This is a genomic window from Alcaligenes sp. NLF5-7 (assembly GCF_024266725.1).
Lineage (GTDB): Bacteria > Pseudomonadota > Gammaproteobacteria > Burkholderiales > Burkholderiaceae_B > Alcaligenes > Alcaligenes phenolicus.
On sequence record NZ_CP100755.1, the window covers coordinates 442,588 to 468,379 of the forward strand.

The 25,792-nt window shown below is 55.9% G+C and carries 25 protein-coding genes and 3 tRNA genes; 12 read left to right on the forward strand and 16 right to left on the reverse strand.

The window, feature by feature from the left end:
- Nucleotides 1–137 precede the first annotated feature (137 nt).
- Nucleotides 138–214, forward strand: a tRNA-Arg gene (locus MID00_RS02115).
- A gap of 201 nt (nucleotides 215–415) precedes the next feature.
- Here MID00_RS02115 and MID00_RS02120 read toward each other — a convergent pair.
- Nucleotides 416–889 (reverse strand): hypothetical protein, encoded by a 474-nt coding sequence (locus tag MID00_RS02120; protein ID WP_009457769.1) that lies wholly within the window; start codon nucleotides 887–889, stop codon nucleotides 416–418.
- A 320-nt stretch (nucleotides 890–1,209) separates the two neighbouring features.
- Between MID00_RS02120 and MID00_RS02125 the strand changes: the two genes are divergently transcribed.
- Both MID00_RS02125 and MID00_RS02130 read left to right on the forward strand, forming a co-directional pair.
- Nucleotides 1,210–1,286 (forward strand) — tRNA-Arg (locus tag MID00_RS02125).
- A 342-nt stretch (nucleotides 1,287–1,628) separates the two neighbouring features.
- Nucleotides 1,629–1,964 carry a hypothetical protein gene (locus MID00_RS02130; RefSeq protein WP_009457770.1) on the forward strand — a complete coding sequence of 112 codons (336 nt, stop codon included), beginning with the start codon at nucleotides 1,629–1,631 and terminating at the stop codon, nucleotides 1,962–1,964.
- Between the two features lie 81 nt (nucleotides 1,965–2,045).
- Here MID00_RS02130 and MID00_RS02135 read toward each other — a convergent pair whose 3' ends face one another.
- From MID00_RS02135 to MID00_RS02145, 3 genes are read right to left on the reverse strand one after another with little or no spacing between them, the layout of a single operon-like run.
- Nucleotides 2,046–3,482: an NAD(P)(+) transhydrogenase (Re/Si-specific) subunit beta gene (locus MID00_RS02135; RefSeq protein ID WP_009457774.1), complete on the reverse strand. Its 1,437-nt coding sequence runs from the start codon at nucleotides 3,480–3,482 to the stop codon at nucleotides 2,046–2,048.
- The gene (locus tag MID00_RS02140; RefSeq protein WP_009457776.1) at nucleotides 3,479–3,799 is read right to left on the reverse strand and encodes an NAD(P) transhydrogenase subunit alpha; all 321 of its coding nucleotides are present in this window, start codon (nucleotides 3,797–3,799) and stop codon (nucleotides 3,479–3,481) included. The genes MID00_RS02135 and MID00_RS02140 overlap by 4 nt, the downstream gene beginning before the upstream one ends.
- 4 nt (nucleotides 3,800–3,803) lie before the next feature.
- Complete coding sequence (locus MID00_RS02145; RefSeq protein WP_009457777.1) at nucleotides 3,804–4,922, reverse strand: NAD(P) transhydrogenase subunit alpha; 1,119 nt, start codon at nucleotides 4,920–4,922, stop codon at nucleotides 3,804–3,806.
- Between the two features lie 656 nt (nucleotides 4,923–5,578).
- On the opposite strand from MID00_RS02145, the gene MID00_RS02150 reads away from it, so the two are divergent.
- Genes MID00_RS02150 through MID00_RS02160 form a run of 3 tightly spaced genes read left to right on the forward strand, consistent with a single transcriptional unit; the run spans nucleotide 5,579 to nucleotide 9,322 of the window.
- Nucleotides 5,579–6,628 (forward strand): ABC transporter ATP-binding protein, encoded by a 1,050-nt coding sequence (locus MID00_RS02150; protein WP_022983533.1) that lies wholly within the window; start codon nucleotides 5,579–5,581, stop codon nucleotides 6,626–6,628.
- Between the two features lie 5 nt (nucleotides 6,629–6,633).
- Nucleotides 6,634–8,301 carry an iron ABC transporter permease gene (locus MID00_RS02155; protein WP_254499611.1) on the forward strand — a complete coding sequence of 556 codons (1,668 nt, stop codon included), beginning with the start codon at nucleotides 6,634–6,636 and terminating at the stop codon, nucleotides 8,299–8,301.
- A 16-nt stretch (nucleotides 8,302–8,317) separates the two neighbouring features.
- Nucleotides 8,318–9,322: an extracellular solute-binding protein gene (locus tag MID00_RS02160; RefSeq protein ID WP_250756836.1), complete on the forward strand. Its 1,005-nt coding sequence runs from the start codon at nucleotides 8,318–8,320 to the stop codon at nucleotides 9,320–9,322.
- A 242-nt stretch (nucleotides 9,323–9,564) separates the two neighbouring features.
- Here MID00_RS02160 and MID00_RS02165 read toward each other — a convergent pair whose 3' ends face one another.
- The gene (locus MID00_RS02165; protein ID WP_250756835.1) at nucleotides 9,565–10,158 is read right to left on the reverse strand and encodes a phenylacetic acid degradation protein PaaY; all 594 of its coding nucleotides are present in this window, start codon (nucleotides 10,156–10,158) and stop codon (nucleotides 9,565–9,567) included.
- A gap of 113 nt (nucleotides 10,159–10,271) precedes the next feature.
- Between MID00_RS02165 and MID00_RS02170 the strand changes: the two genes are divergently transcribed.
- From MID00_RS02170 to MID00_RS02180, 3 genes are all read left to right on the forward strand, one after another.
- Nucleotides 10,272–10,529, forward strand: coding sequence for a hypothetical protein (locus MID00_RS02170; protein ID WP_022983531.1), 258 nt, complete (start codon nucleotides 10,272–10,274; stop codon nucleotides 10,527–10,529).
- Nucleotides 10,530–10,749: 220 nt separating this feature from the next.
- Nucleotides 10,750–11,820, forward strand: a complete 1,071-nt coding sequence (locus MID00_RS02175; protein ID WP_009457793.1) for a nitrilase — start codon at nucleotides 10,750–10,752, stop codon at nucleotides 11,818–11,820.
- Between the two features lie 211 nt (nucleotides 11,821–12,031).
- The gene (locus tag MID00_RS02180) at nucleotides 12,032–13,015 is read left to right on the forward strand and encodes a helix-turn-helix domain-containing protein (protein WP_254499612.1); all 984 of its coding nucleotides are present in this window, start codon (nucleotides 12,032–12,034) and stop codon (nucleotides 13,013–13,015) included.
- A gap of 40 nt (nucleotides 13,016–13,055) precedes the next feature.
- Here MID00_RS02180 and MID00_RS02185 read toward each other — a convergent pair whose 3' ends face one another.
- From MID00_RS02185 to cysS, 10 genes are all read right to left on the reverse strand, one after another.
- A complete protein-coding gene (locus MID00_RS02185) occupies nucleotides 13,056–13,415 on the reverse strand; it encodes a hypothetical protein (protein ID WP_009457799.1) in 360 nt (119 codons plus the stop codon).
- An 89-nt stretch (nucleotides 13,416–13,504) separates the two neighbouring features.
- Entirely contained in the window at nucleotides 13,505–14,428 is a 924-nt protein-coding gene (locus tag MID00_RS02190; RefSeq protein ID WP_009457801.1) for a prohibitin family protein, read from the reverse strand.
- Nucleotides 14,418–14,558 carry a hypothetical protein gene (locus MID00_RS02195; RefSeq protein WP_022983530.1) on the reverse strand — a complete coding sequence of 47 codons (141 nt, stop codon included), beginning with the start codon at nucleotides 14,556–14,558 and terminating at the stop codon, nucleotides 14,418–14,420. The genes MID00_RS02190 and MID00_RS02195 overlap by 11 nt, the downstream gene beginning before the upstream one ends.
- Nucleotides 14,559–14,730: 172 nt before the next feature.
- On the reverse strand, nucleotides 14,731–15,291 hold the full coding sequence (locus tag MID00_RS02200) for a hypothetical protein (RefSeq protein ID WP_230940584.1): 561 nt from the start codon (nucleotides 15,289–15,291) through the stop codon (nucleotides 14,731–14,733).
- Nucleotides 15,292–15,706: 415 nt separating this feature from the next.
- Nucleotides 15,707–15,799, reverse strand: a tRNA-Ser gene (locus tag MID00_RS02205).
- 60 nt (nucleotides 15,800–15,859) lie between these two features.
- On the reverse strand, nucleotides 15,860–17,113 hold the full coding sequence (locus MID00_RS02210) for an aspartate kinase (protein WP_022983529.1): 1,254 nt from the start codon (nucleotides 17,111–17,113) through the stop codon (nucleotides 15,860–15,862).
- A gap of 167 nt (nucleotides 17,114–17,280) precedes the next feature.
- The gene (tilS, locus tag MID00_RS02215) at nucleotides 17,281–18,366 is read right to left on the reverse strand and encodes a tRNA lysidine(34) synthetase TilS (RefSeq protein ID WP_254499613.1); all 1,086 of its coding nucleotides are present in this window, start codon (nucleotides 18,364–18,366) and stop codon (nucleotides 17,281–17,283) included.
- Nucleotides 18,359–19,324, reverse strand: a complete 966-nt coding sequence (locus MID00_RS02220; protein ID WP_022983527.1) for an acetyl-CoA carboxylase carboxyltransferase subunit alpha — start codon at nucleotides 19,322–19,324, stop codon at nucleotides 18,359–18,361. Before MID00_RS02220 ends, tilS begins: the two co-directional genes overlap by 8 nt.
- A gap of 26 nt (nucleotides 19,325–19,350) precedes the next feature.
- Nucleotides 19,351–20,022, reverse strand: a complete 672-nt coding sequence (locus MID00_RS02225) for a DNA-3-methyladenine glycosylase (protein WP_250756833.1) — start codon at nucleotides 20,020–20,022, stop codon at nucleotides 19,351–19,353.
- A complete protein-coding gene (cysS, locus tag MID00_RS02230) occupies nucleotides 20,007–21,458 on the reverse strand; it encodes a cysteine--tRNA ligase (protein ID WP_035270889.1) in 1,452 nt (483 codons plus the stop codon). The genes MID00_RS02225 and cysS overlap by 16 nt, the downstream gene beginning before the upstream one ends.
- Nucleotides 21,459–21,722: 264 nt before the next feature.
- Between cysS and MID00_RS02235 the strand changes: the two genes are divergently transcribed.
- From MID00_RS02235 to MID00_RS02245, 3 genes are all read left to right on the forward strand, one after another.
- The gene (locus MID00_RS02235) at nucleotides 21,723–22,334 is read left to right on the forward strand and encodes a tetratricopeptide repeat protein (protein ID WP_226348582.1); all 612 of its coding nucleotides are present in this window, start codon (nucleotides 21,723–21,725) and stop codon (nucleotides 22,332–22,334) included.
- Between the two features lie 169 nt (nucleotides 22,335–22,503).
- Nucleotides 22,504–23,013: a peptidylprolyl isomerase gene (locus MID00_RS02240; protein WP_045931048.1), complete on the forward strand. Its 510-nt coding sequence runs from the start codon at nucleotides 22,504–22,506 to the stop codon at nucleotides 23,011–23,013.
- The gene (locus MID00_RS02245) at nucleotides 23,003–23,803 is read left to right on the forward strand and encodes a UDP-2,3-diacylglucosamine diphosphatase (RefSeq protein WP_035270891.1); all 801 of its coding nucleotides are present in this window, start codon (nucleotides 23,003–23,005) and stop codon (nucleotides 23,801–23,803) included. The genes MID00_RS02240 and MID00_RS02245 overlap by 11 nt, the downstream gene beginning before the upstream one ends.
- A 1,125-nt stretch (nucleotides 23,804–24,928) precedes the next feature.
- On the opposite strand, the gene MID00_RS02250 is transcribed toward MID00_RS02245, so the two are convergent.
- Nucleotides 24,929–25,789: an undecaprenyl-diphosphate phosphatase gene (locus MID00_RS02250; RefSeq protein ID WP_022983525.1), complete on the reverse strand. Its 861-nt coding sequence runs from the start codon at nucleotides 25,787–25,789 to the stop codon at nucleotides 24,929–24,931.
- Nucleotides 25,790–25,792: the final 3 nt, after the last annotated feature.

Below are 25,792 nucleotides of genomic sequence, written 5' to 3' on the forward strand. Positions count from 1 at the left end.
CCGCTGCACGCCTTGCCATCTCTGGCTTTACAGCCTGCCAGCCGACCCCGAAAAACATAAAAAAAGACGATTTCAGTAAAATTTGTTGATATTTTGGTGACAAGTAAAAATAGCCGTGCTATATTTCTACTTCTTTAGCGGCTGTAGCTCAGTTGGATAGAGTACTTGGCTACGAACCAAGGGGTCGTGGGTTCGAATCCTGCCAGCCGCGCCATATTCAGTAAAAAAGCCATTTCTTCGGAAATGGCTTTTTTGCTTTCTACTCGGATATCAGACGGCACCACTACACTGCCGAGCGTCGCTCAAACCTGCACCCACAATAGCAATAAGCAATACGAGCAGGCTTGAACGAAGAAATAGAACGAGCAATAGCGGTTATGGCTTTATATAGTTAGGAACTCTATTGCTATGAGCCTTATCGCCTTTCAGACAACTCAATACCCGCACCGTCACCAAAGCCATCGTGCACCCATGCTGTCACGGGGACGGCATAGCTCCACCCACCCGCTTTCCACCAGCACTCTGCAAACCACGCTTGGATAGTATTGGCGGCAATACTCAAGCCATCAAACTCGTCATCCAGGAAATAGTCTTCGTGGAAGGCGTCCATCTTGCCCAAACCCAGAGAAAGCTCCATGGCCCTACCGGGGAAAATGGAAGGGTCGTTGCTGTCTACTTTATTATTGTCACCACGGTAGTAAATCCATGCCGACGGAGTTTCCAGGCCGTCTTCACCAAAGAAGATTTGCACCTCGGCATCCGCGACACTATCTGGCACAGGCAAGGCAAACAAGGTACGCAGTTCAGCAATAAAATGCTTTGAGGCGCGCTCCAAACACCGTTTATAACGCTGCTGAAACTGTGCCGGACTCAAGCCGAATGGAACCATGCCTGTAACTCCTGATGCAGCTAAACTGCTGCTAATTAACTGGTGACAGCCGCATCATCACGTTCGATTCTGACGCAACCGCACAAAGAGTAATGGCTCCACTCCCCAAGCAGCAAGTCACTCTTGCATCGGCAAGGTCATCCATACCCTGGCTTAAAAACACTACAAAGTGCCGGGTTAAATCCGCAGCCCCCTGCCCCGCACACCCCTCCAAATCCTTATTTTCCCGTGTTTTCAGAAAAATTTCGCACTTATTTCAAGAAAAATGCTTTCTAGGCTTGTCATGCTGATAAATAGTCTGCTATAGTTTCACTTCTTTAGCGGCTGTAGCTCAGTTGGATAGAGTACTTGGCTACGAACCAAGGGGTCGTGAGTTCGAATCTTGCCAGCCGCGCCATATTCAAGTTGGTTTCTTCACGGAAATCAGCGACCAGAGTTAGAACTCGTGGGGTCAAACCCAATGGATGAGACTCTGAAAAGATCAGCCCTGATGACATCGTCATCAGGGCATTTTCTTTGCCTGCTGCTTTTACCCTGCATACCGCCGCTTACCTGCAAACAGATCAAAACTCCACGACTGCAGACCGGGCACAATGTCTGTTGCACTTTCCCGCCCCTACGGCCTCAACCGTAAAGGGACAAGCGGTGTAAAGTAGCGACTTCCGCCCAGACAGAGCCTGCCTGCTCTTGTTAGACCACAGTGTCTGCGCGGACCTCCTCTTAATCGACAGGATTGACCATGTTTGAGCGCACAAAACTTCTTTTGCCTTTAGCGGCCCTCCTTCTGGCCAGCGCCAATAGCTACGCCCAGGATAGCGGCCCTGCCATTCAGCTGGCGCAAATGGGCGGAGCCATGCACGCTGCCGCCGAAGTTTGCGGTGACTACAGCCAGACCCAGCTTGATGAGATGAAAAAACAGCAGAAATCCTCTATTCAAAGCATGGGCCTGAACGACGAGGACTTTGATAAAGCCTTTGAGCAAGGCCTGGACCGCGGTCGTCAGGATCTGCAAAAAGCCACTGCCGAACAGCGCAATCAGATGTGCGAGCAATTGCGCTCCGGCCCCAAGTTCTAAATTCGCTCTGCCCAGCAAGAAAGCGCTCTGGCCCGCAAGAACCAGAGCGCTTTTTACTGCCAGCGCGAAGACGGACTTGTCTTACAGCGCTTTGACCATATCTTCGATGGTCTTTTTGGCATCGCCAAACACCATCATGGTCTTGTCCATATAGAACAGCTCGTTATCCAGACCAGCATAACCAGCAGCCATGGAGCGCTTGTTCACGATCACGGTGCGAGCTTTGTAGGCTTCCAGAATCGGCATGCCCGCAATCGGCGAAGCCGGATCGTTCTTGGCGGCCGGGTTGACCACGTCGTTGGCACCCAGTACCAGCACCACGTCCGTTTGAGCAAACTCGCTATTGATGTCGTCCATTTCAAAGACCTGCTCGTAAGGCATTTCGGCCTCGGCCAGCAAGACGTTCATATGGCCAGGCATACGACCGGCGACCGGGTGGATGGCGTAGCGCACATTCACACCCTGGCTGGTCAGCTTGTCCGACAGCTCTTTCAAGGCGTGTTGAGCACGGGCCACGGCCAAACCATAACCAGGCACAATCACCACGGACTCGGCATTGCTCATCATGAACGCGGCATCTTCAGCACTGCCGGATTTCACCGAACGATTACCCTGATCTGCACCACCCGCAGCCGCTTCCGGATTGGCACCAAAACCGCCCAGAATCACGTTGAAGAAGGCGCGGTTCATGGCCTTGCACATGATGTAAGACAGAATCGCACCGGAGGAACCCACCAGCGAACCGGCAATGATCAGCATGGAGTTGTTCAGGGAAAAACCAATCCCTGCTGCTGCCCAGCCCGAATAGCTGTTCAGCATGGACACCACCACGGGCATGTCTGCGCCGCCAATCGGGATGATCAGCATCACGCCCAGCAGGAAGGACAAGGCCAGCAGCACACCAAAGGCCCACCATGCCTGGGTCATCACAAAGATCACGCCGCAAGCCAGGGCCAGCAGACCCAGCAGCAGGTTCAGCATGTGCTGACCTTTGAAGGTAACGGGTGCGCCCTGGAACAGTCGGAACTTGTACTTGCCCGACAGCTTGCCAAACGCGATCACCGAACCGGAGAAGGTAATGGCACCGACCAGCGCGCCCAAAGCCAGCTCCACACGGTTACCCATGGGCAGAGCCACCTCGGCCGAGCCAATGCCGAAGGCCACCGGCTCCAGCACCACGGCAATCGCAATGGCTACCGCCGCCAGACCAATCATGCTGTGCATGAAGGCCACCAGTTCCGGCATCTTGGTCATCTCGACACGGCGTGCCATGACGGTACCCAGCACGCCACCAATCACCAGACCAATCAGAACCCGCAGCAGACCAGAGAGCTCTTTGCCTTCAGGGGCCAGGCTATAAATCAGCACGGCTGTGGTCGCAATGGCCAAGGCCATCCCCACCATGCCAAACAAGTTGCCACGACGCGAACTGGCTGGATGCGACAAGCCTTTCAGGGCCTGAATGAAACACACCGAGGCCAACAAATAGCACAAGGTAACGGTATTCATGGAAATCATGACTGCCCTTCCTTGGGCGTATTTTTAGCGCCCTTCTTTTTGAACATTTCCAACATGCGGCGGGTTACCAGGAAACCACCAAACACGTTTACCGAGGCCAGCGCGGTGGCAATAATGCCCATCGCCTGCGCCCAAGGGCTTTCGGTCAGGGCCGCTGCCAGCATCCCGCCCACAATAATGATGGCCGAAATCGCGTTGGTCACCGCCATCAAGGGCGTGTGCAAAGCGGGCGTCACTGTCCAGACCACGTGGTAACCCACGTAAATGGCCAGCACAAAGATGATCAGGTTAATGACCAGGGGAGAAATAATATCCATGGCGTCAGGCTCCCTGCTGTGGAAAGAGTCGTTTGCCACCCTGTACAACACGGCTGGCATTCACAATGTCGTCGTCCGCAGGGATATGCAGCTCGTCAGACTGATCCTTGAGCATCAAGCCCAGGAACTGTTGAATATTGCGTGCATACAAGGCAGACGCATCCGCAGCCACACGGGCCGGGAAGTTGGTCTCGCCCACCAGGGTCACGCCATATTTCTCCACAATCTGGTCGGCTTCGGTCAAGGCGCAGTTGCCGCCACGGGCCGCAGCCAGGTCAATAATGACCGAACCTGCCCGCATGGACTGCACCACTTCCTCGGCAATCAGACGCGGGGCGGGCCGCCCCGGAATCAAGGCCGTAGTAATGATGACGTCGGCCTGGGCACAACGTGCCGCCACCACCGCCGCCTGCCGTTGCAACCAGGAGGCAGGCATGGGACGGGCATAACCGCCTACCCCTTGTGCCGCTTCGCGCTCTTCATCGGTCTCGTAGGGCACATCAATAAACTTGCCGCCCAAGGACTCGATCTGCTCACGCGCGGCAGGACGCACATCAGAGGCTTCTACCACCGCCCCCAGACGACGTGCCGTGGCAATCGCCTGCAAACCGGCCACACCCGCGCCCAGCACCACGACACGGGCCGCTTTGACGGTACCCGCCGCGGTCATCATCATGGGAAAGAACCGGGGATATAAGGTGGCTGCTTTCAGCACAGCGGCATAACCCGCGATATTGGCCTGCGAGGACAGAACGTCCATGCTTTGCGCCCGCGTGGTACGCGGGATCAGCTCCAGGGCGAACGCCTGGCAGCCCGAAGAAGCCAGCCTGTCCAGACCCTGACTTTCGTAAGGGTCCAGCATACCGACGACCACATGCTCGGCACGCAAACGCGCCGAATCAACATCAGCCGGGCCCACTACCAGCAGCACGGTGGCTTGATAGGGATCTCCTATCGTTGCCCCTGCTGCCTCGTAATCGGCATCCGAGCTGGCAATCCCCTGTCCGGCACCCGCCTCGATAATCACATCATGGCCCGCCTTGCGGTAAGCCTTGATGGTATCGGGCGTGGCCGCTACCCTCTTTTCCCCGGTCCCCCGGGGGCTTAGTACACCCAGTCGCATCTTCAATCTCCAGTTAATTAACTAACTTCTACGATCTCTGACGACGTGCAGTACCCGGATGGGTGAGTCTGTCACCACGTGGACACGACCCAACAACCTCTCCGGCCCGGTGTGTGTTTGCCCTCAACACCGGAACACCATCTATAAATTCGGATGTGCAAAAAACAGGCCTGGTGAAGACCGGCCTGAACAGGATAGAAACCTACCCTTTAGTGTCCCTCTCCCACTCCTGCCCCTTGCAGGAAACTGTCATTCTTTTTGAACTCACTATAAGGGCCTTTATTTGACACAAGAAACCCCGACCCGCACTAGACCGCTTTAGACGAAAAAGCAAGACACATTACTACCACCTGATTATCGCAATATGATGCCTGTTCGACGGGATTTTTTTTTCTTGCCCACTGGGTAACACTGAGTAGATCAGCCTTTGCTACGGACTTAGACGCCTGATAATTAAAACTACAAGCATTGGCCTGCTGCTAAGATAGCAACTTCCTATAAAACTTGTCACTAACTTGTAATTAATGTTCGTGTTCACGCCCCGGTGATGTTTGCGTCGCTACTGGCCGCTGAACCACTTCTTTTCAAAGCCTAGGCAACCGCCCCCTTGATGCGCGGTTTACCTGCACTACTCAGTCCCAGGCTGATCTATCCCCATGGCAGACATCCACATCGATCACGTAGTGAAACGCTACGGCAGCAATACCATCATCAATGAACTGAGCCTGCAAATCCGGCATGGCGAGTTCTTCACTTTATTAGGGCCCAGCGGCTGCGGCAAAACAACCTTGCTGCGCATGATTGCCGGTTTCATCATTCCTGATGAAGGCCGCCTGTTTCTGGACAAGGAAGACATTACCTACCTGCCCGCGCACAAGCGTGAGACCGGCATGGTGTTCCAGGACTACGCGCTGTTCCCCGATAAAACCGTGTTTGACAATGTGGCTTACGGCTTGCGGGTACGCAAAGTCAGCAGCAGCGAGATCAAGAAAAAAGTCGCCTACATTCTGGAGCGTGTGGAACTGGGTGGCATGGGCGAGCGTTACCCAGCTGAGCTGTCCGGAGGCCAACGCCAGCGTGTAGCCCTGGCCCGCGCCCTGGTGATTGAACCCCGTGTTCTGCTGATGGACGAGCCTTTGTCCAACCTGGATGCCAAGCTGCGTATTCAAATGCGCCAGGTCATCCGCGAATTGCAGCAGGAATCCAATATCACCGCTATTTTCGTGACGCATGATCAGGAAGAAGCCCTGTCCATGTCGGACCGTATTGCCTTGCTGCGCCAGGGCCGTATCGACCAGCTCGATACCCCCGAAGCCATGTACTCCACACCACGCACTGCCTATGCCGCCGACTTTATCGGCGCAGCCAATCTGATCGACACCCTGGGCGTGCATGTGGAGGACGGTCACACCACCGTCAGCATTGCGGGTGGGCACATTCTGGTGAACAACCCGCCCCCTGTCGGCCAAGTGCTGCTGGCAGTGCGCCCCGAAAACATCACCCTGCATACCGAGGCTCAGGCCAGCAGCATTCCGGCTCAAGTCGTGGCTCGCCAGTATCTGGGAACCAAAACGGCCTACAGCCTGAAGCTGAACGACGGCAAGCAAATTATTGCCGACGTTGCCGCTGCCCAGGACCCGCATCTGTCTGCAGGTGCTTCGGTGAACCTGAGCTTTAGCCCTGAATGTCGTCTGGTCGAGGCGTAAGACCCATGGCTATTGCTGCAAGACCCCTGGCCCTTCGTTCTCCCTGGTTCCTGCCCGCCCTGGTCTGTCTGGTGGTGCTGGTGTTCTGGGTTGTCTGGCCACTCGCCTCCCTGTTCTATCAAAGCGTGATCGACCCGGCAACAGGCCTGCCCAGCCTGCACGGCTTTGAAACCTTCTTTAGCGACCCTCGCTATGTTGAGGCCTTCTTCAACACCATCAAGCTGGGGCTGATCTCCACGATAGGTACGCTGCTGCTGGGTGCGCCGCTGGCCTATGTGGTGGCTCGCTACGACTTCCCCGGCAAGGCCATTGTGGCCATCCTGCCCCTGACCACCATTGTGCTGCCGGACATCATCGTCTCGCAGGCCTGGCTGATGCTGCTGGGCAATAACGGAGTGGTGCGTCTGGCCCTGGAAAGCATTGGTATTGACCTGCCCAGTTTCTACGGCTGGTTTGGCATGTCCTATGTGCTGATCCTGAACGATTACACCTATGTGTATATCGGTATGCTGGCTGCGCTCAAGGCCATTGACGGCACGCTGGAAGAAGCCGCCGTGAACCTGGGCGCCAGCAATTTCAAGCGCGCGCTCAGCGTCACCTTCCCGGTGCTGATGCCTGCCCTGCTGGTCAATGCCATGATTGTGTTCACGCTGGCCGTGGACAACTTCTCCATCCCCATGATTCTGGGTGGTCAGGTCGATGTGCTGTCCTCGCTGACCTACACCACCTTTCTGTCCGAGATGAGCGGTAACCCCACCATGCAAGGTGTGCTGGCCGTGGTGTCCGTGATTCTGGTCGGTGCGGTATTGTTCATCCAGAAGCGGGTCCTGGAGCGCAAGACCTTCCAGATGCAGCAAGGCCGCGCCCCGCGCCCGGTTCGCGCTCAAGGCCTGGCCGGTATCCTGCTGACCGTGGGTGCGGTGCTGTTTGTGACCTTCTCGCTGATTCCGGCCTTTATCGTGCTGATTGGTGCCTTCACCAAAGCCAGCGGCCCGGTCATGCAATACGGAACCTTCACGCTGGACAATATGGAGCGTGCCCTGCGCTACGCTCCCGAGCCCATTTTGAACTCGCTGATGCTGGCCAGTGTCGCCACTATTGCAGGCACCTGCTTTGCCACGATCTGCAGTTACCTGATCGTGAAAAAGCGCCTGTTCGTGGTAACCGCGCTGGACTATATGGTGATGCTGCCTTTGGCCATTTCCGGCACCGTGCTGGGTATTGCCCTGATCCAGACCTACAACAGCGGCATGCTGGTGCTGACTGGCACCTGGGTGATCATGGCCGGTGCGTACTTTGTGCGTAAAGTGCCCTTCTCCATTCGCTCGGCCTCGGCCTCGCTCTACAACATTCCCGACTCTATCGAAGAGGCCTCCATCAATCTGGGTGTCAGCCCCTTCCAGAGTTTCTTCAAAGTGGTTCTGCCCTTGATGAAGCCCGCCATTCTGGGTGCGGCCATCCTGATGTGGGTCACTTCGCTGGCTGAAATTTCCGCCACTATCGTGCTGTATTACGGTGGCATGGAGACCATGCCCATCCAGATGTTCCGTCAGATCGACGCTGGCTTCCTGGCCCGCGCTTCGGCCTATGGGGTGATCTTGATGGTCGTGATTCTGGTGCCGATTTATCTGGCTATCCGTTTTCTCAAGCTGGATCTGTTTTCCAGCCGCTAATCTAAAAAGGCTCACTATGCTGACTACACGTTTTCTGAAAACTGGTCTGGCACTCTCCCTCAGTGTCGGCGCCCTGTCCCTGTCCGGTGCCGCCCTGGCCGCCAATGCCGTGATGTACACGCCCAATAATGTGCAAACCATTGATACGGCGCTGGAAATTGCTCGCAAGACCGCGTCTGACCTGTCCATTCAACAAGTGACCTCGGGCGCTGGTGCCTTGATGAAGCGTATCGAAGCCGAAGCACAGAACCCGCTGGGTGACGTGGTATGGGGCACTGGCTACGGCACCATGGCGGCTTTCCAGCAGAACTTTGAAGCCTACGAATCGCCCGAGAACAAGGCCATTCCTGAAGCCTTCCACGGCAAGGACAGCCTGTGGACCAGCTCCAACGCCCACGTCATGGTCATCATGGCCAACGAGCGCCAACTGAAAGGCCAGGCCGCTCCAAAAACCTGGTCCGATCTGTTCGATCCTCAGTGGAAAGGCAAGGTCATTATTGGTGACCCCGCATCATCGGGCAGTGCCTACGACCAGGTTTATGGCATCTACCAACTGTACGGTGCAGAAGGCCTGCAAAAGCTGGCAGCCAACGTGATCGTGTCCAAGAGCTCGGGCCAGGTCTACAAAAGCGTGGCTAACGGCGAGTACCCCTTGGGCGTGACCATGGAATACGCGGCCTACGCCTACGTGGCCGGTGGTCAGAAAGGCATTGAGCTGATCTACCCTGAAGACGGTACCTTCATCGCTCCTGAAGGCGTAGCCGTAATCAAGAACCCCAAGAACGGCCAGGAAGCGGCTCGCAAACTGGTCGACGTTCTGCTCTCCAAAGAAGTACAGGAAGCCGAGCTGGTGGAGAACTTCCGCCGTCCTACTCGCAGCGACATCAATGTGGCCGAGCTGACCAAGTTGCCTAACCTGGATCAGATCAAAGTGGCCAACATCGATCCTTTGAAGGCTGCTGCCGAGTACGAAACGGTCATCGAAGCCTGGAAACAGGCTTTGGCTGCAGCTGGCAAATAAGCCGGAGAAATTCAGAGCGCAATAGCAATGCGTGGTGGGCCTGCCCCACCCGCCTGCTGATCCGCACTGAATGGAAAAACCCCTTGATGCTGGATTCTCCTCCGGCCCTAAAGGGGTTTTTTATTGCCTGAAATACGTGAGCAAAAACGACTGCTTGGTGACATATTCCAAGCACTTTCAGACCGGCTCCGAAACTGCGTTGCGCTCGGCAAGCAACAATCCTGGAGAAAGACCGAGCTGCCTTACTTATCCACTGGATAAATCTGATCTTCACGCAGGCGTGGGCGATTGGCTTCCACTTCGGTCAAAGGCTCCACACGCTGCATCGTAGCCAGTGAACGCTGGGCCAGACGCTGATACATGCGTGTGCCGAAAAACTTGCCATCAATGGCTTTCTGATCCAGTTCCTTGACCACCGTGGCCGGAGACCCAGCCACCAGACTGCGTGGTGGCACTTGCATACCTTTCTTCACAAAGGCCATGGCGCCGATAATGCTGTCTGCACCGATGTCGGCAGCATCCATCACCACGGCATTCATGCCCACCAGCACGTTACGACCGATCACGCAGCCGTGCAGCACTGCTCCATGTCCGACATGACCGTCCTCATGCACCACTGTGTCTTGGTAAGGCGTACCGTGAATCACACAGGTATCCTGAATATTGGAACCGGCCTTCATGATGATGCGCCCGAAGTCCCCGCGCAAACTGGCCGAAGGACCGATATACACGCCCTCGCCAATAATGACGTCACCAATCAGTACAGCGGTAGGATGAACATAGGCCGTGGGGTGAACCACTGGCACCAGCCCATCAATAGAATAAATATTTTGCATACCTGCCTCGTACAAAAAGCCTGCACCCACAGCCGGCACAAGGTCCGGCCAAAAATACGATCATAGCTGCTGCAGACCGATATAATGCGCCGTACTCTTTCTTTTTGCATCCTATGAGCATGTTGTATTACTGGCTGGCCTTTTCCCTGGGCATGGTGTTTTACGCCGCCTACTTGTCGCAGTCCTTTTTGCTGTCGCAAGGCATCATCTATATGAAGGAAAAAGATCAATCGCCGCCCCTGCTCTGGTTGTTCACCCGCCTGATCGGCTTTATCCTGCGTGCCATTCCCGGCCTGCTGATGCGCCCTATCCCCCTGATTTTGTGGGTCGTGGGCCTGGGGCTGACAGTGCAATACAGTTTCGCACTTTAAACCAGACGGGCCGCACTTTTCTCGTTCACTGCACGGACATCCGGGTCAGGATTGGGGGCTTCCTGCCCGCACGTCTGCGACTCCCAGTCAAGCCTTCTGCGCCTGTCAGTCAATTCAGCACTGTCCTCCCCTCCTAAACTGACACAAAACAGGATGGCCGGGCTCTGTAAGCAGCACGGCCTGGCGATCAAGATCGCGGATACCGCGACAAGGAGGATGTATGCAGACAAGGAAAATCGTCCGGGCAGCCGCCGTACAGGCCGCCTCTCCCAACTACGACCTGGCAGCAGGTGTTGATAAAACCATTGAACTGGCTCGACAAGCGCGTGATGAAGGCTGCGACCTGATCGTATTTGGTGAAACCTGGTTGCCAGGCTATCCCTTCCACGTCTGGCTAGGTGCACCGGCCTGGTCACTGAAATACAGCGCTCGTTACTATGCCAATTCGCTCTCGCTGGACAGCGCAGAGTTTCAGCGCATTGCCCAGGCTGCGCGAACCTTGGGCATTTTCATCGCATTGGGCTATAGCGAACGCAGCGGTGGCAGCCTGTATCTGGGCCAATGCCTGATCGATGACAAAGGCGAGATGCTATGGTCACGCCGCAAACTCAAACCCACGCATGTAGAGCGCACCGTATTTGGTGAGGGTTATGCCCGCGATCTGATTGTGTCCGACACAGAACTGGGACGCGTCGGCGCTTTATGCTGCTGGGAGCATTTGTCGCCATTGAGCAAGTACGCGCTGTACTCCCAGCATGAAGCCATTCACATTGCTGCCTGGCCGTCGTTTTCGCTATACAGCGAACAGGCCCACGCCCTCAGTGCCAAGGTGAACATGGCCGCCTCGCAAATCTATTCGGTGGAAGGCCAGTGCTTTACCATCGCCGCCAGCAGTGTGGTTACTCAAGAGACGCTGGACATGCTGGAAGTGGGTGAGCACAACGCCTCTTTGCTGAAAGTGGGCGGTGGCAGCTCCATGATTTTTGCACCGGACGGGCGTACTCTGGCTCCCTACCTGCCTCATGATGCCGAAGGCTTGATCATTGCCGATCTGAATATGGAGGAGATTGCCTTCGCCAAGGCGATCAATGACCCCGTGGGCCACTATTCCAAACCTGAAGCCACCCGTCTGGTGCTGGACTTGGGGCACCGCGACCCTATGACTCGAGTGCACTCCAAAAGCGTGACCAAGGCGGAGGCTCCCGAGCCAGGTGTGCAAAGTACGATTACCTCATTCGCTATCAGCCATCCCCAGGACTCGGACGCACTGCTAGTGCAAGAGCCGTCCTGATCCCAAGAGATGACACGGCCCGGACAGCTTGCCCGGGCCGTGACTCCTTCTGCTCCCCAGTCCTGCATCCGCGTCGTCCTGGTCTGAAATTATCGACCCCTGCCACTCTTTCTGGTCTGGCTCAAACCAGAGATCTTGCCTGATACTTAGTCAGTCCAGTTGACCGCGGTCCCTGCTGTCAGCCTTCGGACCCAAGACGGAGAGATCATCAATGGAGCAATGGTCCACCACGGCAGTTCCCGCTACCCGGCGCGCCCCCTATTGGATGGAGGCCGTCAACAAAGCTTATGTGCAGCTGGAGTGCGCCGTCCCCTCCCGTTCCGCTACCCCTTTCTTCGGGGCCATTACGCGACGGGAACTGGCAGAGGTCAGCCTATCTCGCATCTCCTCGACCACCCAGACCGTGCTGCGCACGCCGCTGCAAATTTCCAGAGCGTCCGAGGATATTTTTCTGCTCAGTATTCAAGTGGCAGGAGCGGGACAACTAATTCAGGATGAAAAGACCGCTACACTGAAACCCGGCGATCTGGCCCTGTACGACTCCACACGCCCCTATCAACTCCTGTTTGACCAGGACTTTGAGCAGTATGTCCTGTCTATGCCCGGCTCCATCCTGCGCAAGCGTTTGCGCAATGCCGAAGATATGACAGCCTGCAAAATAACCAGCGCCCAATCCGGCACGGCACGACTGCTCTCCTATATGGTGAGCGAGCTGATGGCCTGCCCGCCAACCGGCGGGCCTATTGTGGATCTATCACTTGCCGACAGCCTGGTCGGTATTCTGGTGGCAGCGCTGGCCGAGAATCTGGGCAGCCCGTCCTTAAAGGACGATACGGGATCCGTGCGGCGCGACCGGATCAAAGCCTATGTATTGGAGAATCTGCGCGACCCCGAGCTGAATATCGGCAAGATTGCCAAGCGCCTGGGCCTGACAGCCAGCACTGTGCATCGCGCCTGGGAAGGCGAGGCCGATTCACTGACAAACTGGATTTGGTCCATGCGCCTGCAAGGCGCTGAACAGGATTTGCGCCGTCTAGCCCATCACCACAAGACCATCACTGAAATTGCGTATCACTGGGGCTTCAGCAGCTCTGCCCATTTCAGCCGGGCATTTCGGCAGCGCTTTGGTGTGCCGCCTAAAGAGGCCCGCGAAAGTATGCGGGCCCAGGTCCAAACAAACACGATGCCTATCTGATCCGGCGGTCCGGCGGTCCGGCGGTCCGGCGGTCCGGCGATCAGGCAATCGCCTTGCCGTCATTCAGAGCCAGCAGGCCCTTGATCAGACGGTACAGAATCCACACGCTGACAATCACGATGGTCACGAAACCGACCAGAATCGCCATCAACAAGAAAGACAGCGCCACACCAAGCAATCCCCACCAGAACGTACGGATTTGCCAATCAAAGTGCGACTCCAGATAGGTGCCGCGCACTTCATCGCGCTTGATGTAGTTGATGATGATGGCGACCAGGGCGGTGATGCCGCCAAACATGGACAAGATGTACAGCGCGTAATTGATCAGAGTCAGATTACGCAGACTGACCAACTGGTTTGTACCGTCGCCTTGTGGGACCGGGTTCCTTTCCTCATTCATCCGTAACTCCTTGGAAAAATAAACGGTAGCGTTACCTATCCCGTAACGCTACCGAAGAAAACCTGTTCAGGTCAGTGACTGCCTGGAGATTAACGCAGTCCAATAAATGGCATGGCGGAACCGGGAACCAGACTTTCTGGCAACTTACCGTCCCATTTTTCCACAGCATTCAAATTGACCAGATTGGTATTCTGGGCCAATGCCTGGGCCCTGGCAGAAATGGCCTTGGCTTCGGCGTCACCACGCAGGCGAATACCGTCAGCTTCGGCCATGTAGCGTTCGCGCTGAGCGCGGGCTTCTGCTTCAGCCTGAACCACTTTGATTTCAGCCTGAATGGAAGCAGTTTCTTTTTGCTGGCGGGTGGTTTCAATTTGAACCTGGGCCAACATGCGGTTTTCAATCGATTGCTCATAGGCTTTGGAGAACGACACTTCCTCAACCTGCACGCCCATCATTTGCAAAGGAGCGGACTCCAGGGTCACGCGCATGGCTTCGTTGATGTCAGCACCCAGCTTCTCGCGATTCTGAATCGACTGAGCAGCAGTGTACTTACCAAACACGTTCTTGATCACATCCAGAGCCTTGCGTTCCAGCAAGCGAGCTTCCAGGGCATCGAGTGAACCGTACTCGGAATACAGCTGAGCCACATCAGTTTCAGGCACGCGGTATGTTACCGAAGCCACCATGGAAGCGGACTGCTGGTCAAAGCTGTACGCCTCAAGCTGCATGCGAACCGTGTGATCACGTACCGAAATGGTACGTACCGTGTCAAAGAACGGAACCTTGAAGTCCAGGCCAGGTTCGGCCACGCGAACCAGCTTACCGTTACGAAGCACCACGCCACGTTCACCCTGGTCCACCTGCAAGAACGAGCCCATGGAGGCCACAATCAGGATCAGGAAAATAACAACCGCCGCCCCCAGGAAACTCAGTCCCTTGGAGTAATTGGCAGGGCCACCTTCTGGCTTTGTTTTAGCGGCCAGTTTAGTAAATGGATTTTTATCAGTGCTCATCACGGCTTCCTTTATGTGGCTGACGCGTCTGGTCTTTTAATTGACGACGTTCCACCATCAGTTGCCGTATGCCTTTGGCAATCAGGTAGGCCAGCACAGCGGCCCCCAACAAAATCAAGATGATACGCATGACGCTTCAGTCTTCCCACTAGATTTCAATCAGAGCGCAATTATCCCCGATTCCCTCTGTCACGCTCAGAAAAGAAGCGTCAAAATATGACAAATGGACAGTATTGCTGGTAACAAATCTTGAACAGACGCCATTGCGACGCCCGAGAAAATGGAAAAAGCGGATTAGTTGCTTATTCTAGGGAAGCCAGGGCAGCGTCCAGTTCAGCCAGATGAGCCTGTACCGGCGGCACATCGCTACGGGTTGCAACCAGACGCAGGATATGGTTTTTACTGATCTGGAAGGTGCGCATCAACTGCTCCAGTTCAGCCGTAGAGTATTGGCGTGCGTTATCGCGCAAGGCCGCTTCCAGCGCATCCAGTTGCTCGTAAACCGAGTCCAGATCTTCGCGCTCCTGGATATAGAGACGAGTCAGCCAGATATGGCGTCCCACGCTATCCCATTGCTCCAGTCCGGCAAAGCCATACTTTTGCGTCAGGCTGTTCAATTGACGGTAAATGTCCGAACCGCGCTCGACCTGATCCACCTCCAGCATGGGTGGGAAACCGTCTGGCAGCCCGCCATCCCAAACCGGTTCGCTACGCTCTACGGTTTGCAGCACCGGCAAGATCTCACCCAGGCTTTGCACATAACGAGTCACAACCTGGTCATCCAATGCCAGCTCAGTTGACGATGCCAAAAAAGGCAGGCCCATCAAGGCCATGCTACAGATACAGAGGACTCGTTTAATCATCGCTCGCCCTAAAAAACAAGACCACCCGTCTTGAACGACGTAAAACACATTCGTCGATTGTAAGCACGGGAATGACTGCTTTTCTTTGTCTGTGCCAAAAACGACACAGCCTTTTCAATCCTCTACCGCCTTGGGTTGAAAAGTCTTGCACTTTAAAAATTCATGCTGTTTGAAACGCTGCCGCCAAGGACTCTCTACGATTTCACTTTGCCTGAATTGGCAAAAATAAAAAAGTAACAATTATTTTTTTCTTGTGTTTGGAAAGGCGTGATGCCGTCTTGTTGTCGCTCTTGCTGCCTGAACCAGAGCCAGGTTTGCACAAAGCCAAACTTGAGCGCGGGTCCGAACACGGGCGGCGCTATGCGACAGACAATAAAAAAAGCCCTTGAAAACAAGGGCTTGATTTAATTCCAGCTGGCGGAGACGGAGGGATTCGAACCCTCGATACGGGTATAAGCCGTATGCTCCCTTAGCAGGGGAGTACCTTCAACCTCTCGGCCACGTCTCCAGCTCTAGGAAAGAAGTAACTATAGCATTTTTAAAAAACCAATGCAAATAGCTAAAGGGATTATTTTTCCTGATCCAGCTCGAACGTCTTGTGCAGAGCACGCACCGCCAATTCCATGTACTTGTCGGCAATAATCACCGAGGTCTTGATCTCGCTGGTGCTGATCATCTGGATGTTGATGCCCTCTTCGGACAAGGCGCGGAACATGGAGCTGGCAATACCAGCGTGGTTACGCATGCCAATACCGACGATGGACACTTTGCACACGGCTTCGTCAAATACGATTTCGCCAGCACCCACAGCCGGGCCGACCTGGTTCATCAGCAGTTCCTTGGTACGCAGCGCGTCATTGCGGCTGACGGTAAAGGAAAAGTCTGTGGTGCCCTGAACCGACAGGTTCTGCAAAATCATGTCGACTTCGATGTTGGCCGCTGCGATCGGGCCCAGAATGGAATAGGCCACGCCGGGGGTGTCAGGAACGGCACGCAGGGTGAACTTGGCTTCATCACGGCTGAAGGCGATGCCAGAGACAACGGCAGCTTCCATTTTTTGGTCTTCCTCGAAAGTAATCAGCGTACCCGAAGACATTTCTTCTTCGAGCGAAATCATGGGGTCGGTCATGGAGGACAAGACGCGCACAGGCACCTTGTACTTGCCAGCAAATTCCACAGACCGGATTTGAAGAACTTTGGAGCCCAAAGAGGCCATTTCCAGCATTTCTTCAAAGGACAGCACTTTCATGCGACGTGCTTCGGGCACGACGCGTGGGTCGGTGGTGTAGACACCATCCACATCGGTAAAGATCAGGCATTCGCTGGCCTTCATGGCAGCGGCAACAGCCACCGCGGAAGTATCCGAGCCACCACGACCCAGGGTCGTGATATTGCCTTCATCATCCACACCCTGGAAGCCGGTCACAACGACCACACGGCCTGCGTCCAGATCCTGGCGAATGCGGGTGTCATCAATAGAACTAATGCGGGCACGGGTGTAGGCATTGTCGGTCTTGACGGGAACTTGCCAACCGGCATAGCTGCGGGCGGGAACGCCCTGGGCAGCCAAGGCCATGGCCAACAAAGCGCTACTGGCTTGTTCGCCCGTAGCGGCCAGCATATCCAGCTCGCGCGGATCAGGCTGAATGCTCAGTTCTTTGGCCAGGCCTAGCAAACGGTTGGTTTCACCGGACATGGCCGAAGGAACCACCACAACTTGGTGCCCGGCGGCATGCCATTTGGCAACCCGACGCGCCACATTCTGGATGCGCTCGATCGAGCCCATCGACGTGCCGCCATATTTATGTACGATCAGGGACATCTTTTACTCTGCATCAAAGGGCTAAGGTCTGGGATAGACACAAAACCCAACTATTCTAACGACTTTCTGTGCCCCAAGCGCAGGCTCTACCACATACACACGCAAAAAAACACATACTTTGTCGACTCAACACCATAGCCCACGCTCCTGCCACAGGCCACCCCAAACTACTTACTTGCTTGATCGGCCACCCGGCCTGCTTGCTGGTCGCCTGGACCGGCAGATTCGATCTGCACCCGGCCTCGCACACAGCGCACCAGGTTCTGTCCATGCTTCCACATCAAATTTCTGTCGTGCCCCCGGGCATGCAGCCCGCGCAGTTGCTTGAGCAGTTCTGCCAGACGCGCTTGCGTAGGCAAGCCAGCTCCCTGCTCCTGCAACCAATAACGGAGCACCAGGCTTTGCCGCGCTGGCTCCAGGCTACGCCACGCCACCAAACTGAAACTGCGTCCTGTTTCATCAGGTTCCAGTGTCTGCCAGTCCTGGCTGGCCACACTATCCAATACTTCCTGCGTTTCGCGGCTTAGCTGGGCTTGACGCTGCAAACGGCTTTGCCAGCCCGGCCAGCGCGCGTCGAGTACAGGCGTGAGCAAATCGCGCACTGCGCCACGGGTGTAATCAGGATTGATATTGGTGGGATCTTGTACCGCATGCCAGCCCGTGGCTGCGGCAAACGCATCACTGGCTTGAAGAATAAGTGCCCTGGGCTGCTCCAGCCAGGGTCGCCAGTACTGCAATTGATCGCGCTGCATACGGGGTGCCATCGCCCCCAGACCGGTTGTACCCGTGCCTCGCAGCAAACGCATCAGAACCGTTTCGGCCTGATCATCTTGATGATGAGCCAGCAGCACATGCTGCAAGCCAACAAAGTGCGCCAGTTCAGCCAGGCCTTGATAGCGGGCATCTCGCGCGGCGGATTCCATGCCATCTGCGCTTAGACGGCGGGACTGTACCTGGACCCGCAAGCTGTGACAGGGTCGCTGCAAACGCGCAGCCAAGTCATGCACATGCGCTTGCCACTGATCGGCAATGGCTTGCAGGCCGTGATGAATATGGAAAAAATGAAGTGTGACTTTGCGGCGGCTGGCCCAAAGATGGGTATGTACCGCCAGCATTGCCGAGTCCGCACCACCACTTAAGGCGACAGCGACGCTATCGCCGCTTTTAAAACTTAGGTGATGGTTAAGCGCCTCCAGCAGCGGGGGTGAGGGGCTAAAGCCCCCCAGCTGACTGGAAGGCAATGGATCAGGCACGAACTTCCTGATAACGGCCGTAGGCCAGGAGACGTTCCATACGCTGCGCCAGCAGTTGTTCGGTGCTCAGGCCCGAGACCTGACGCAAGGCATCAGCCAGGGCACGGCCCAATTGGCGCGCCATCATGGTGGGATCGCGATGTGCGCCACCAATGGGCTCGTTGATCACGCGATCGACCAGGCCCAGTTCTTTCAGACGGGGAGCGGTAATGGCCAGGGCCTCAGCCGCCACGGGCGCCTTGTCCGCACTACGCCACAGAATCGAGGCACAACCTTCGGGCGAGATCACGGCGTAGGTGGAATATTGCAGCATGGAGACCACGTCACCCACGGCAATCGCCAACGCACCACCCGAACCGCCTTCACCAATAATGGTGGAGATGATAGGTACACGCAGTTTGGCCATGGCAAACAGGTTATGACCGATTGCCTCGGACTGACCACGCTCTTCAGCGCCAATACCAGGATAAGCGCCGGGAGTATCAATGAAGGTAAAGACGGGGATACCAAATTTTTCCGCCAACCTCATCAAGCGCAGGGCTTTACGGTAGCCTTCGGGGCGCGGCATGCCGAAGTTGCGACGGGCGCGCTCTTTGGTATCACGACCTTTCTGGTGACCAATCACCATGCAAGGCGTACCGTTGAAACGGGCCAGACCACCCACAATGGCCAGGTCGTCCGCATACATGCGATCGCCATGCAGTTCGTGAAAGTCCGAGAAGATCTGGTTTACATAGTCCAGGGTGTATGGACGTTGTGGATGGCGAGCAACCAGGGCCGTTTGCCAAGGCGTGAGCTTGGCGTAAATGTTCTTGGCCAGCGTCTGGCTTTTTTGCTGCAGACGGCTGAGTTCCTCTGAAATATCCACAGCGGAATCAGATTGCACATAGCGGAGCTCTTCGATTTTGCCTTCGAGCTCGGCCAAAGGCTGCTCAAATTCCAGGAATGTATTTCGCATGTCGGTTCTTAAGGTTTAGGCCTAATTTAATATCGTACCGCAACTGTGTTCAGACTGCGCCACAGATGCCAGGTAGCCACCGTGCACCACGGTGCCCACGCTTGGGCAACTTCACGCGCCTCGAACCGGGATACCGGCTCGCCGCTGAAATAGTGCTGAGAGATTGCCTTGAGCAGGCCCGCATCATCCAAGGGGAGAACATCGGGTCTGTGCAAGTTGAAAATCAGAAACATATCTGCCGTCCAGCGACCTACGCCACGAATGGCGCACAGGTCTGCAATAACGGCTTCATCAGACAGGGACTGCCATGCCTGGGGGTCGATTTTACGAGCATCAAAGTGAGTCGCCAAATCAACAATGTATTCGGCCTTGCGTTTGGGCAAGCCCAAACCATGCAGGGCCTCGTAACCCAGTTCCAAAATAAGTTCAGGCGAGAGTGGCTGGCCGCAACCGTCCAGCAGCTTGCGCCACAGCTGGTCCGCCGTACGCGAGGCCAGTTGCTGGCCCACAATGGAACGCACCAAAGTGGTGAAAGCCGGAGCCTGATGTTGTAGCCAGTAGTCGCCATGCTGGGGGATGAGCTTGCGCAAGATACGATCGCGCTTCATCAGCTGGGCGCAGGCGTCGTCCCAGTAATCAGGTTTGCCCACCAAACGAACTTGAGGGCCGGATTGAACGCCGCTTAGGCCCTGCGCCATTGTGTTGCTCCACCTGGCCGATCTTCCAGCTCTACGCCCTGCTCTTTAAGCTGCTCACGGATGGCGTCGGCGCGCGCAAAGTCGCGATTCTGTTTAGCCTGGCCGCGTTCCGCCAGAAGCTCGTCAATCTGGGCGTCGCTCAAGGAATCGGCCCCGGCCACGCTGGCTGCCTGACCAAAGCGTGTGCTGGCGCGCCAGTAGACGGCCGGGTCCACTTGCAACAGACCAATCACGCCACCCAGAGCACGCATCAAACCAGCGGCCTGCGCATCCTTGTCGCGGTTGGCCTGGCCAGCCAGCTCAAACAGAACGGCAATAGCACCGGCCGTATTGAAATCGTCATTCATGGCTTCGGCAAAAGCCAAAGCGGGGCCTTGAGTCCAGTCAATTTGGACGTCGGCGGCAGGAACATGTTGAAGGGTCTGGTACAGACGGTCCAAAGCCTGCTGAGCATCGCGCAGATTATCTGGTGCGTAGTTTTGCAGGCTGCGGTAATGGTTGCGCACAATAAAGAAGCGCAACATTTCAGCTTCACGCGGGTTGGCGATGTAGCTGCTTTCTTCGTCGGCCAGACCTTCGGGCGCCACGGTATCGCGGATGCGACGGAAATTGCCCAGGGACTTGGACATTTTCTCCGAGTCCACCATCAGGGGGCCGCAGTGCATCCAGACATTGGCCAACTGACCGCCAAAGGCGCCTTCCGTTTGAGCAATTTCGTTTTCGTGGTGAGGAAACTTCAAGTCCGGGCCACCGCCGTGAATATCCAGTGGCAGGCCCAGCAGCGCCTTGCTCATGGCCGAACATTCGATGTGCCAGCCCGGACGGCCCAGGCCGTAGGAGGACTCCCATTTGGATTCGGCGGGTTCGTCTTCTTTAGCCGACTTCCACAGCACAAAATCCAGAGGGTCACGCTTGGCCGAGTTCAGGGCAACACGCTCACCGGCGCGCAGATCATCCAAAGAGCGACCCGACAATTTGCCGTAGCCGGGGAACTGACGCACGGCGTAGTTCACATCACCGTCTTCAGACTGATAGGCCAGGCCGTTTTCTTCCAGCTTGGCAATAATGCCCAGCATATCGGGCACGTGCTGCGTGGCGCGTGGTTCCGAGTCAGGGCTTTGCACACCCAGGGCCTTTTCGTCGGCATGCATGGCGGCAATATAGAAGTCCGTTACCTGAGACATCAGTTGCTTGCGCTCGACGGCACGGCGGATGATCTTGTCATCAATATCGGTAATATTGCGCACATAGGAGACGCGATAGCCGCTTGCTCGCAACCAGCGCTGCACGATGTCAAAGCTGACCAGCATACGAGCGTGTCCCAGGTGACAGAAGTCGTACACCGTCATGCCACAGACGTACATACGCACGTGGCCCGGTTCAACCGGAGAAAACACCTCTTTAGAGCGTGACAACGAGTTATAAATGCGCAACATGGCCTGTAATCGTCATAAAATCGGAACCTTGTGCCAGAACAATTGCCCTTGGATCAGGTTCCGTATTTCCCGCCCGGCAAGAGGCAAGGTTAGAATGATGGTCAATAAGTATAGCAAGCAGACCTCGTTAAAGGCAGCAATCTACCAACCTTCCTGGTCTTCAAGCCAGATTTTATAGGCGCCCCCTCTGTGTTCAGTACACCTAGACGGACTCGGTTTCTCGCTCCTTGCACCCTGGCCCTTTTTCTGGCCCTGGGTCAAAACGTGAGCGCCCAATCCCTGCCCGATTTGCCCCCGCCCAGTGCGCGGGTGAACGATCCCTTGCTGGATATCGCTCCCGAACCTGAACGTGGCTGGAAGGGTCTGGCCCGTGCTCTGGACGTGCTGGCCCCCAGCGTCGATACCTCTTTGCCGCTTAGCGCCGCTGAAGTCAGCCAGCGCATCAGCACCTTGATTGCCCAGGGCCGTCATGCCGACGCCTTGCAGGCGATCGAAAAACAGCTGGAGCAACGCAAGGACCGGGGCGAGCCCGGTGCCAATGTGCAGTTGCTGTTTTTGAAGGCACGCGCCCTGTCGGCCAGTGGTGACCACAATGGCGCCATCAGCCTTTACCAGAACATGACCACCTATTACCCGGAGTTGCCCGAGCCCTGGAATAATCTGGCGGCCGAGTACATCGCGCAGGACAAGCTGGACCTGGCCCTGGAAGCCCTGAAAATGGCTTTGACCGCCGATCCGTCCTACGCACTGGCCCGCGCCAATATGGGTGAAGTCCAACTGATGCTGGCCAATGACACCTACCGTCAGGCCGCCGCCAGTGGTGTGCCCAAAGCAGCCCAGCGTGCGCAACAAACTGGCCAAATTCTGCAACAATAAGATTTTTCTTTGACTGGGTTGTCCCTATCTTATGTTTGCAAGCACATTTCAATGGTGTGATCAGGCTCGCAGCTTGCGCACCCTGCTTATTGCTGCCTGTATGGCTATGCCTATGATGAGCAGTCCGGCTATGGCAGCAGATTCTTCCACTTCTTCTGAAGGCACTTCTATGAGCACCTCTCCACGCGTCCAACTGCAGACGAACCAGGGCACCATCCTGATCGAACTGAACGCAGAAAAAGCCCCCAACACCGTAGCCAACTTTGTGGACTACGTGTCCAGCGGTTTTTACGACGGCACCGTGTTTCACCGTGTGATCAACAACTTCATGATCCAGGGCGGCGGCTTTGAGGCCGACATGAAGCAAAAAGCGACCAACGCTCCTGTCAAGAACGAAGCCGACAACGGTTTGAAGAACGACAAGTACACCCTGGCCATGGCTCGCACCTCCGACCCACACTCGGCTACGGCTCAGTTCTTCATCAATGTGGCTGACAACGACTTCCTGAACTTCACCGCTCCTACCGCCAATGGCTGGGGCTACGCCGTATTTGGCCGCGTGATCGAAGGCATGGACGTGGTCGACAAGATCAAGACCGTGCGCACCGGCAACAAGGGCTTCCACCAAGACGTGCCTGTTGAGGACGTCGTTCTGGAAAAAGCCACGCTTGTCGAATAAGCTCACGCTTGCGGGCAACATCTGGATTGCCGCGGACCTGCATCTGGGTCCGGACAATCCAGACACCGTCCAGGATTTCCTGCAGTTTCTGCACTCCGCCCAGCATCAAGCTCATGCCTTGATCCTGGGCGGCGATATTTTCAATGCCTGGATTGGTGACGATCAAATCGCCCACCCTGCTCCCTGGCTTGCTCAAGTCAGTGAGGCGCTGCGCACCTTTGCGCAGCAGCACCCGCTTTATCTGATGCGCGGCAATCGCGACTTCCTGCTGGGCCAAACCTACGCCCGCCATGTGCATGCCACGTTATTGCCCGATCAAGTCGTTCTGGACACTTCTGCCGGTTTGATTCTGATGTCGCACGGCGATGAGTACTGTCTGGACGATCTGGCCTATCAACGCTTTCGCTATTGGGTACGCAAACCCTGGCTCCAGAAACTCTATCTGGCCTGCCCTTTAAGCTTGCGTCAGCGTATTGCTGATTCAGCCCGCGCCGGTAGCCAGCGCGGCAAGCAATACAAGTCCAAAGACATCATGGATGTGCAGCCTGCAGCTATTGTGGCAGCCTGCGAGGCGCATCCTGTGCAGGCCATGGTTCATGGCCATACACATCGCCCTGCAGTACATGACATTCCCGGCTTTGAGCCGGTACGCCGCTGGGTACTCCCGGATTGGGAATCTGACTCCTCGGAAGGAGGACGACGGGGCGGCTATATCAGCATTGAAGGTGTACAGCTCTGCCTGCACCAGTGGGGGCAAGAGGATCAGTGTCAGACACTGGGACCTCAGTAAGAGTGACTTCATCTACAGCCAGCTAGGTTTAAGCTCCACGTCTTTTTATACCTTCTTGCGATAAAACCTGTTTTTCTTCACACGGTGCTGGTGGCAGGAATCAAGGTGGCTGCATAAGCATTTTTGAGGGGGCAGTTGGGCTCGACTTGGCGGGTCTCCGGCCCGTGCTGCGCACGGGTTCCCTGGTCTCTTGCAGTATCCAGGCGCCCTGTGAACTCGCGGGGTGGCTCGTCCCCCGGACGAACCACAAGCGCCCCGCTCAAACAGCACAGGGCTTGCATCCTGGATACTGCAAGAGCCTGCGGCCAGAGCCCTGACTCGCCCGTCGAGCCCAACTGCCCCCTCAAAAACGCAAAAAAGACCGTGGTTTTTGCCAACAAGATACTTTCGCTCGCGGCAACCAAAGCGGACCACCGAAGGCTGGTCTCGTGCCCGACCACCGACTCTTGGCGCCATGAGCAGCAAGGCTGCTTGTCCCTTCCTCACTGTGAGCCTCTCAGTTCGTCTGCCCCGGTATCCGGGCGGTTCAGACTGCTTGCCGCAGGCGGTGTTCGGATACGGGGTGCAAGCGCCCTTCTGTTTGAGCGGGGCGCTTGTGTCTTGTCCGGTGGACAAGACACCCCGCGAGTTAAGGGCGCGCCCGTATCCGAACACCGACCAGGGTACCGGTGCGCAGCACCGGCAAGTAGTCAGCCCGGATACCGGGGCAGACGAACCGAGAGGCGTCTTGCTGAGACCAAGCTCCCTTCAATAAGCAGCAGCGTATCGAAGCCAAGCCAGACCAAATGACGGGCGACAAACCCGCTATTTGCCAACAAACCCTTGAACACAATAATCACCAAAAAAGTGCCTATCAAATTGGTACATCGCTAGATACGCGGACAGACAGACGGATAGACAGCTAGACAGATAAACAGATAGATAGATAGATAGATAGATAGATAGATAGAAATAGATAGATAGATAGATAGGTGGGTAGGTGGGTAGGTGGGTAGGTGGGTAGGTGGGTAGGTGGGTAAAGTATGTGCGTGAAAAGACGACATTTACCGAGCCTCCCTGAAAAGAAAAATCCCCGCTGGCAGGTCAAGCAAGCGGGGATTTCAAAACATCTTAGGCGGCAAAGATCTAAGTCATCAGCCACACAAACAATACTCCGCCCAACGCAATCCGATACCAGGCAAAAGGACGATAGGTGCGACTGGACACAAAGCGCAGCACGGCCTTCACCAGGAACAAGGCGCTAAAGAAGGCAGCAACAAAGCCCACAATAATCGCGGTGCTTTGATCTGCACTCAAGGACGCACCGTTGCGATACAGGTCATAAACCGTAGCAGCCAGCATGGTTGGCATGGCCAGGAAGAAAGAAAACTCCGTGGCGGTCTTGCGCTGAATACCAGCCAACATGCCACCGATAATGGTGGCACCCGAACGTGAAGTACCAGGCACCATGGCAATGCACTGGGCAAAACCAACCACCAAAGCCTGCTTCCAGGTGATCTCTTCCAAGGCAAAGGCGGTGGCCTTTTGCGAGGTGGCGGTTTCACCCTGATCCAGCTCCGACGTGTTCTTCGCGTACTGCGGTTTGCGCTCGACCCACAGCATCAACAAACCACCCAATACCAGCGTGAACACAAACACAATCTGGTGATGGAACAGCGCTTTAACGTACTGAATCGTCAAAGCACCAATAACGGCAGCGGGCAAAAAGGCAATCAGCAGATTGCGAGTGAACATCAGCTCGGTGCGATCTCCGCGCAAGACCCCGGTGATCAGCTGAATCAAACGGGCGCGAAAAATCCAGATCACGGCCAGAATCGAACCAAACTGAATGACAACCTCGAAGACCTTGGCATCGCCCGAGGAAAAATCAATCCAGGAGCCCAGGATCAGCAAGTGCGCCGTACTGGAAACCGGAATGAATTCCGTGATGCCCTCAACAATCCCCAGAAACAGGGCTTTCAACAAATAGAGAGTTTGCTCAGTCATGTT

Excerpts from the sequence above, each read along its gene's own strand:
- MID00_RS02195 (WP_022983530.1), bottom strand. The coding sequence starts at position 14,558 with ATGCGTATCATCTTGATTTTGTTGGGGGCCGCTGTGCTGGCCTACCTG.
- MID00_RS02220 (WP_022983527.1), bottom strand. The coding sequence starts at position 19,324 with ATGCGAAATACATTCCTGGAATTTGAGCAGCCTTTGGCCGAGCTCGAA.
- MID00_RS02120 (WP_009457769.1), bottom strand. The coding sequence starts at position 889 with ATGGTTCCATTCGGCTTGAGTCCGGCACAGTTTCAGCAGCGTTATAAA.
- MID00_RS02145 (WP_009457777.1), bottom strand. The coding sequence starts at position 4,922 with ATGCGACTGGGTGTACTAAGCCCCCGGGGGACCGGGGAAAAGAGGGTA.
- MID00_RS02190 (WP_009457801.1), bottom strand. The coding sequence starts at position 14,428 with ATGAGCACTGATAAAAATCCATTTACTAAACTGGCCGCTAAAACAAAG.
- MID00_RS02150 (WP_022983533.1), top strand. The coding sequence starts at position 5,579 with ATGGCAGACATCCACATCGATCACGTAGTGAAACGCTACGGCAGCAAT.
- MID00_RS02165 (WP_250756835.1), bottom strand. The coding sequence starts at position 10,158 with ATGCAAAATATTTATTCTATTGATGGGCTGGTGCCAGTGGTTCACCCC.
- MID00_RS02250 (WP_022983525.1), bottom strand. The coding sequence starts at position 25,789 with ATGACTGAGCAAACTCTCTATTTGTTGAAAGCCCTGTTTCTGGGGATT.
- cysS (WP_035270889.1), bottom strand. The coding sequence starts at position 21,458 with ATGTTGCGCATTTATAACTCGTTGTCACGCTCTAAAGAGGTGTTTTCT.
- MID00_RS02135 (WP_009457774.1), bottom strand. The coding sequence starts at position 3,482 with ATGATTTCCATGAATACCGTTACCTTGTGCTATTTGTTGGCCTCGGTG.
- MID00_RS02180 (WP_254499612.1), top strand. The coding sequence starts at position 12,032 with ATGGAGCAATGGTCCACCACGGCAGTTCCCGCTACCCGGCGCGCCCCC.
- MID00_RS02175 (WP_009457793.1), top strand. The coding sequence starts at position 10,750 with ATGCAGACAAGGAAAATCGTCCGGGCAGCCGCCGTACAGGCCGCCTCT.
- MID00_RS02160 (WP_250756836.1), top strand. The coding sequence starts at position 8,318 with ATGCTGACTACACGTTTTCTGAAAACTGGTCTGGCACTCTCCCTCAGT.
- MID00_RS02170 (WP_022983531.1), top strand. The coding sequence starts at position 10,272 with ATGAGCATGTTGTATTACTGGCTGGCCTTTTCCCTGGGCATGGTGTTT.
- MID00_RS02140 (WP_009457776.1), bottom strand. The coding sequence starts at position 3,799 with ATGGATATTATTTCTCCCCTGGTCATTAACCTGATCATCTTTGTGCTG.
- MID00_RS02130 (WP_009457770.1), top strand. The coding sequence starts at position 1,629 with ATGTTTGAGCGCACAAAACTTCTTTTGCCTTTAGCGGCCCTCCTTCTG.
- MID00_RS02240 (WP_045931048.1), top strand. The coding sequence starts at position 22,504 with ATGAGCACCTCTCCACGCGTCCAACTGCAGACGAACCAGGGCACCATC.
- MID00_RS02210 (WP_022983529.1), bottom strand. The coding sequence starts at position 17,113 with ATGTCCCTGATCGTACATAAATATGGCGGCACGTCGATGGGCTCGATC.
- MID00_RS02200 (WP_230940584.1), bottom strand. The coding sequence starts at position 15,291 with ATGATTAAACGAGTCCTCTGTATCTGTAGCATGGCCTTGATGGGCCTG.
- MID00_RS02185 (WP_009457799.1), bottom strand. The coding sequence starts at position 13,415 with ATGAATGAGGAAAGGAACCCGGTCCCACAAGGCGACGGTACAAACCAG.
- MID00_RS02155 (WP_254499611.1), top strand. The coding sequence starts at position 6,634 with ATGGCTATTGCTGCAAGACCCCTGGCCCTTCGTTCTCCCTGGTTCCTG.
- MID00_RS02225 (WP_250756833.1), bottom strand. The coding sequence starts at position 20,022 with ATGGCGCAGGGCCTAAGCGGCGTTCAATCCGGCCCTCAAGTTCGTTTG.